We start from the raw sequence: 6989 nt of genomic DNA, 5'->3' as shown, positions 1-6989 counted from the left end.
CGTCCGCACAGCGCCCCGCCTCCGTACATGGACCGCGTCCGCACAGGAACCCGCCCTCACGCAGCGCCCACGTCCCCGCCAGCGCGTGTCTCAGCTCGGCTGGAGGTCACGCGTAGGTTCCGACTGGGCGGCTCCGGCGGGCATCGCGGGGTGCATCCCCAGCAGGACGATGCCCGCGACGACCGCAGCGAGCCCCAGCGCCTCCCAGGTCAGCGCGGCGGTGTCGGTGCGCAGCCGGTCGCCCAGGAAGCCCACCCCGCACACGATCCCGGCCAGCGGCTGGGCCGCCGTCAGTGCGGGCAGCGACATCCGCAGCGGCGCGGTCTCGAACGCGCTCTGCACCAGGACGAGCCCGGTGACACCGAGGGCCAGCACGGCGTACGGCTGCCAGCCGGTCAGCAGCTCCGCGAGGCCGCCCTCGGAGAAGCGCTGGCCGCTGACCCGGGTGAGGGCGTCCTGGACGCCGTACAGCAGCCCGGCCGCCAGGGCCAGCAGGACCGGGCCCCAGCTGAGGCGGGAGCGCTTGGCATAGGCCGTGAGCAGCAGGGAGAGGCCCACCATGACGCCGATGATCAGCCAGTGGCGGAAGGGGTCGGTCACCGCCGTACCGCCGCGCGGCTCGCCCGCCACGATGAACGCGGTCACCCCGCCCGCCAGCAGCACGAGCCCGGCCCAGCCCTGCCGGCCCAGCGGCTGTTTCGTCTGCTTGCGGGAGAGGGCCAGGGCGAAGAGGAGGTTCGTCGCGAGCAGGGGTTCGACCAGGGAGACCTCGCCCTGGCCCAGTGCGATCGCGCCGAGGACCATGCCGGCCACCATCAGACCGATCCCGCCGAGCCAGCGCGGCACCTTCACCAGGTCGAGGAGCAGCCGGGGCGAGAGGAAGTCGCTCAGCGGGGCCTGCTGGGCCGCGTTCTGCTGGAGCACGAAGCCGAAGCCCAGGCAACAGGCAGCACTCACGGCGAGAGTCAGAACCAGAACCGACACGCTGCGTACCTCGATCGTCCGGCCGGGCGGCGGGGTGGTAGTCGCCGACTTTAGCGTCCCAGTGTCCGGCTTGCCCCTGGGAGTACCCGGATTCGGGCCGTCGACTCGGCCACCGAACCATTCTCGGCGGCGGGTGTCCCGTCATGGTGCGGTGCGGGGGAAGGAGGACGCCATGGCGTACGCCACAGAGGAGGTCCCCGACCCGTCCCCACCAGCACAGCGTCGCCACAACTTCCTCTCAGTCATGGAGACTTGACGCGTGTAATGTGCCTTCGGCCCTTGACGCAAACCATTGTCGGAGGGTTGGCTGTGCGTGATCGGTCGATGGCGGTGCGAATCGACCCCCCGACCTGTCCACATCGCCTGTCGGCCTGCCAGCTCGTCAGCCTGCCCGCATCCGCTCAGGCGCCCCGTTCCGCCTTCCCCTCGCATTCCCTCCACTCCTCTCCTCCGGCCCACCGCATCCTCCGCAACTCCAGAAGCCCCCTGCTCAGCCGCCCCACCTGTCTCAGCCCCGCACCCCCGTCCCACCCGCCACGCCCCACCTTCCGTGAGGAAGACCCACCCGGTGTCCCCGCCCCCACCCTCCTTCGGCCGCAGTCGGAAACGCGCCTCCCAGGCCTTCGACGCGGCCCTCGACGACGCCGAACTCATCGACGCGCGCGCCGCGTTGGCGCAGGGCAGGTGGCAGGCGGTCCGGGCGCTGCTCACCCGGACGGGTGACGACTGGGACCGACGGGGTCACCGGGTCACGGTGCTCGCGGCCGAGCCGTACAGCGAGGCCTGGGCCAGGGACTGGCTGGTGGCCGAGCCGGACTCCGCCGACGCCGCCGTACTGCTCGCCCTCGCCCTGGTCCAGCGCGTCCGGCGGGGCAAGGGGAAGCCCGCGGCGGCCCGCGAGGCCTGCCGGACCGCGGCCCAACTCGCGCCCGCCGACCCCACCCCCTGGCTCGGCCTGCTCCTGCTGGAGCGCGACCTCGGGGCCGCTGACGAGGTCGCCGACGTCTTCGGCGAGATCCGGCAGCGGTACGCCGACCACCACCACGCCCACCATCTGATGGTCGCCCGGCTCGCCGAGCGCCGTGCCGAGACCGGACCCGACCCGCTGCACGAGGTCTACGACTTCGCCAACTGGGCCGCCGAACAGGCCCCCGCCGACTCGCCGCTCGCGATCCTGCCGGTCATCGCGCACGCCGAGCGCTACCGCGCCCTGGCCGCGGCGGGCCACGAGCCGCGCGACCCCGCCGCCTCCGCCCACTGGACCGGACGCCGGGCCCGGCAGGTGATGAAGGCGGCCTTCGACTGGTGGCTGGAATGGGAGCACGAGGGCCACCCCCGCCGCCTGGTCGACCTCAACTTCCTCGCCCACGCGAAGGTCTGCGAGGGCCGCAGCGCCGAAGCCGCCGCCCTCTTCCACCGCATCGGCGAACGCCCCACCCCGGCCCCCTGGTCCTATCCGGACCGCGAGCCGTACTCCGCCTTCCGTGCCGCCCGCGACCACGCGCTCGGCACGGTGTGACACCCCCGAACCCCAGAAGGACGGTCCCCATGGCCACCGAGAGTTCCAGCAAGAGCAGACCAGGCATCAGTACGTTCAAGGGGCAGGACCGCGCCCTGCGCGCCGGCCGCCTCGGCACCGGAGGCCTGCTGCTCTCCGTCCTCGCGGCGACCGCGCCGCTCATGGTCGTCGCGGGTGTCATGCCCACTACATTCGCAGTGATGGGGATCGTCGGCCAGCCCCTTCTCTACGTCGTCCTCGGCGTGGTCCTCGTCCTGTTCAGCGTCGGTTACGCCGAGATGAGCCGGCACGTCCACAACGCCGGAGCCTTCTACGCCTACATCTCCCGCGGCCTCGGCGGCACGGCCGGGGCGAGCGCGGCCCTCGTCGCCCTGGTCGCCTACAACGCGCTCCAGGTCGGCATCTACGGCATCTTCGGCTTCGAGGTCTCCGGGCTGTTCGCCACCTACACCGACCTGTCGGTGGCCTGGTGGATACCCGCTCTGGTGGCCGCGCTGGTCGTCGGCGCGCTCGGCTGGCTCAAGATCGACGTCAACGCGCGTGTGCTCGGCGTCCTGCTGATCGTCGAGGTCGCCCTGGTCGTCATCTTCGACATCGCCGCCGTCGCCGACCCCGCGGCCCAGGGCCTGTCCCTGCACGCCTTCAACCCGGACACCCTCAGCGGCGCCGGCGTCGGCACCGCCCTGTGCTTCTGCATCGCCGCCTTCCTCGGGTTCGAGCAGGCACCCGTGTACGCCGAGGAGACCAGCCGCCCGCACATCCTGGTGCCCCGCGTGATGTTCCTGGCGGTCGGCGGCGTCGCCGTGTTCTTCGCGCTCAGCAGTTGGGCCCTCACCGTCGCCACCGGACCCTCGGCGATCGTCGCCGAGTCCCAGAAGCAGAGCGCCGGACTGCTCTTCGGGCTCACCGAGTCCCGCCTCGGCGGCACCTTCACGGACATCCTGCACGTCCTGTTCGTGACCGGCATGTTCGCGGCCATGCTCAGCTTCCACAACGTCGTCGCCCGCTACGCCTTCGCCATGGGCCGCGAGGGACTGCTGCCCGCCGCCTTCGGCCGCACGAACAGTGCCAGCGGCGCTCCCGGCACCGGCTCGCTGCTCCAGACCGCCGTGTCCGTGGTGGTCGTGGCCGTCTTCGCGATCGCCGACGACAAGCCCACCGGCGACCCGACCGTGCCGGTCCTGCACCTGTTCACCTGGTTCGGCAACATCGGCTCCCTCGGCGTCATCGTGCTGATGGCGGCGGCCTCCGCGTCCGTCATCGTCTTCTTCGTCCGGCGCGGCGCGGCGGGCGCCCAGGCCTGGCGGCTGGTCACCTCGGCGCTCGCGGGGATCGCCCTGCTGGTGATCGCCGTCTACACCGTGAAGGACTTCGACGTCCTGGTCGGCGCGGGCCCGGGCTCCTCGCTGAGCTGGGTGCTGCCCGGCATCATCGGGCTGGCCCTGCTGGTGGGCGTGGCTCAGGGACTGCTCCTGCGGGCCCGCAGGCCCGAGGCGCACGCCCGGATCGGGCTCGGCAACGAGGCGTTCCAGCTGGAGAAGGCGGCCGGGGAGACGTCGTAACCCCGCGCACCCTCCGCACAGGCCTCCACGCGCCGGATGCTCACTGAGAACCGGGGGAGAAGTGGTTACGGAAGTCTGACGAGCACCCGCGAGTCCTGGTCCCGCAGGCCTCGCGGGTGTTCGAATGAGTACGTGAACTCCGAACAGCCCGAGGAGCAGCGCGGTACGCCGATCGGCCGCCGTGTCCTCCTCGGCACCCTCGGCCTGGGCGCGCTCGGCGTGGTCGCCGCGCCCACCCTGCAACGCGGTCTGGAGGCCTTCCTCGGCAGCGCCGCCGACAAGGACCCCACCGGTCTGACGGGCCTGCTCCCCAACGGCGGCGGCTTCCGCTACTACTCGGTGACGTCGTCGGTGCCGCACAAGAACACCGAGAACTACCAGCTCAAGATCGACGGCCTGGTCTCGCGCCCGCGGACGTACACCCTGCCCGATCTGCGGGCGATGCCCCAGACCCGGCTGGTCAAGGACGTGCAGTGCGTAACGGGCTGGCGGGTCCCGGACACGCCCTTCGAAGGCGTACGGCTCTCCGCGCTGCTGGACGCCGCCGGGGTGACCGCCAAGGCGGGCGCCGTCCGCTTCACCTGCTTCGACGGGGCGTACTCCGAGAGCCTCACCCTCGACCAGGCCCGCCGCCCGGACGTCCTGGTAGCCCTGCGCATGCAGGACAAGGACATCGGCCACACCCACGGCGGCCCGGTCCGCCTCTATGTCGCGCCGATGTACTTCTACAAGTCGGCCAAGTGGCTGTCCGGCATCACCGTCACCGAGGGCGTGGAGCCGGGTTACTGGGAGGACCGGGGCTACGACGTGGACGCCTGGGTGGGCCGATCGAACGGGCGGGACGATGACCCTACGAGTTGACGCGCCCTCGCAGACACGCCTCCGGCGTTTCGGCCGGAGCCAGAAGTGGGTCCACCGCGCGACCGCCGCACTGATGGGCGTGTGCGTGGTGACGGCGGCCTTTCTGTACATCCCCCAGTTCGCCGAACTCGTCGGCCGCCGTGAGCTGGTGGTCCGGGTCCACGAATGGGCGGGCCTGGCCTTGCCGCTCCCGGTCCTCCTGGGCCTGGCCTCCCGCGCCCTCCGCGCCGACCTGGGCTTCCTGAACCGCTTCGGCCCGCACGACCGGGTCTGGCTGCGGGCCGCGTTGCGCCGCGACAAACGCCGGGCATCCCGTCCGGCGGGCAAGTTCAACGCGGGCCAGAAGGTCTACGCCGCCTGGATCGCGGGGGCGAGCCTGGTCATGCTCGGCACCGGCCTGCTGATGTGGTTCACCCACCTCGCGCCCATCCAGTGGCGCACCGGCGCGACCTTCGTCCACGACTGGCTGGCCCTCACCATCGGCGTCGTCCTCGCGGGCCACATCGGCATGGCCCTCGGCGACCCCGAGGCCCGACGGGGGCTGCGGACGGGGTCGGTGAGCCGGGAGTGGGCGGAACGCGAACACCCCCTGTGGCGGCCGTAGACCGACAGGGGGCGCCGCAGCCGCCGTGCGCCTAGATGATCAGCGAGAGCAGCAGGACCAGACCGCCCGCGACCACCGAGATGATCGTCTCCATGATCGACCAGGTCTTGATGGTCTGGCCGACGCTGAGGCCGAAGTACTCCTTGACCAGCCAGAACCCGGCGTCGTTGACATGGCTGAAGAAGAGCGAGCCGGCGCCGATGGCGAGGACGAGCAGGGCCGTGTGGGTCGTCGACATGTTCGCCGCGAGCGGCGCGACCAGACCGGCCGCGGAGACCGTGGCCACCGTCGCCGAGCCCGTCGCCAGGCGGATCGCCACCGCGATCAGCCAGGCCAGCAGCAGGGCCGGGATCGACCAGTCCTCGGATATCTCCAGGATCATCCGACCGACACCGGAGTCGATCAGGGTCTGCTTGAAGCCACCACCCGCGCCGACGATCAGCAGGATGCCGGCGATGGGCGCGAGGCCCTTCTCGACGAGCGGGGTGAGGCGCTCCTTGCCGAACCCGGCGGGGCGCAGCAGCGTGAAGATGCCCACGAGCACCGAGACCAGCAGGGCGATCAGCGGGGAACCGATGACGTCGAAGACGCGCTGCGCGGTGTGGTCGGGGTCGTCGATCACGATGTCGACCAGCGCCTTGGACAGCATCAGGACGACGGGAAGCAGGATCGTGGCGAGGGTGGCACCGAAGCCCGGGCGCTTCTCCAGGTCCTCCGAGGCACGCTGCGGGACCATCCGGTCGGGCGCCGGCACGTCCACCCAGCGGGCCGCGACCTTCGAGAAGAGCGGACCGGCGACGATCACCGTCGGGATGGCGATCAGCACACCGAGCGCGAGGGTCACACCGAGGTTGGCCTGCACCGCGTCGATCGCCACCAGGGGGCCGGGGTGCGGCGGGACCAGACCGTGCATCACGGACAGGCCGGCGAGGGCCGGGATGCCGATGCGCATCAGGGAGTAGTTGCCGCGCTTGGCGACCATCAGCACGACCGGGATCAACAGCACGACGCCGACCTCGAAGAACAGCGGCAGACCGATCACGGACGCGATCAGGACCATCGCCCACGGCATCGAACGGCCGCCCGCCTTCGCGAGGATCGTGTCGACGATCTGGTCGGCCCCGCCCGAGTCGGCGAGCATCTTGCCGAGGATCGCGCCGAGGGCGATCAGCACGCCGACGCCGGCGACCGTGGTGCCGAGCCCGGTGGTGAAGCTGATGATGGTCTTGTCGAGCGGTGCCCCGGCGACCGCGCCGAGCACGAGCGTGCCCAGGGTCAGCGACAGGAACGCGTGGAGCTTGAACTTGGTGATGAGCAGCACGATGACGGCGATGCCCACCAGGACGGCGATGCCCAGCTGAGCGTGACCGGCCGAGGTGATCGGCTCCGGTGCGTCCGCTGCCAGCATCTCGACACTGAGTCTGGTCACGGGGGGTCCCTTGCAGGTACGGAAGATGTG

General features: G+C 71.4%; 6 protein-coding genes. 4 read left to right on the top strand and 2 right to left on the bottom strand.

Translation table 11 applies throughout. The features are described from left to right. Positions 1-90: 90 nt before the first annotated feature. On the bottom strand, positions 91-984 hold the full coding sequence (locus tag ACIRP7_RS16635) for a DMT family transporter (protein WP_403659172.1): 894 nt from the start codon (positions 982-984) through the stop codon (positions 91-93). 568 nt (positions 985-1552) lie between these two features. On the opposite strand from ACIRP7_RS16635, the gene ACIRP7_RS16630 reads away from it, so the two are divergent. The 4 genes from ACIRP7_RS16630 to ACIRP7_RS16615 all read left to right on the top strand — a co-directional run bounded on the left by ACIRP7_RS16630 (position 1553) and on the right by ACIRP7_RS16615 (position 5530). Next, entirely contained in the window at positions 1553-2503 is a 951-nt protein-coding gene (locus ACIRP7_RS16630) for a hypothetical protein (RefSeq protein WP_403659168.1), read from the top strand. A gap of 29 nt (positions 2504-2532) precedes the next feature. After that, positions 2533-4065: an APC family permease gene (locus ACIRP7_RS16625; RefSeq protein ID WP_403659165.1), complete on the top strand. Its 1533-nt coding sequence runs from the start codon at positions 2533-2535 to the stop codon at positions 4063-4065. A 132-nt stretch (positions 4066-4197) separates the two neighbouring features. Next, positions 4198-4926, top strand: coding sequence for a molybdopterin-dependent oxidoreductase (locus ACIRP7_RS16620; protein WP_403659162.1), 729 nt, complete (start codon positions 4198-4200; stop codon positions 4924-4926). Next, a complete protein-coding gene (locus ACIRP7_RS16615; RefSeq protein ID WP_403659159.1) occupies positions 4910-5530 on the top strand; it encodes a cytochrome b/b6 domain-containing protein in 621 nt (206 codons plus the stop codon). Before ACIRP7_RS16620 ends, ACIRP7_RS16615 begins: the two co-directional genes overlap by 17 nt. Positions 5531-5561: 31 nt before the next feature. Here ACIRP7_RS16615 and ACIRP7_RS16610 read toward each other — a convergent pair whose 3' ends face one another. After that, positions 5562-6959, bottom strand: a complete 1398-nt coding sequence (locus ACIRP7_RS16610; RefSeq protein WP_403659156.1) for a GntP family permease — start codon at positions 6957-6959, stop codon at positions 5562-5564. Between the last annotated feature and the right edge of the window lie 30 nt (positions 6960-6989).

The organism is Streptomyces sp. NPDC102270 (assembly GCF_044766405.1).
Lineage (GTDB): Bacteria > Actinomycetota > Actinomycetes > Streptomycetales > Streptomycetaceae > Streptomyces.
This window is presented reverse-complemented; position numbering and strand designations above follow the sequence as displayed.

Bases quoted from the DNA above. Each gene is read 5' to 3' on its own strand.
- ACIRP7_RS16625 (WP_403659165.1), top strand. From the start codon at position 2,533: ATGGCCACCGAGAGTTCCAGCAAGAGCAGACCAGGCATCAGTACGTTC.
- ACIRP7_RS16615 (WP_403659159.1), top strand. From the start codon at position 4,910: ATGACCCTACGAGTTGACGCGCCCTCGCAGACACGCCTCCGGCGTTTC.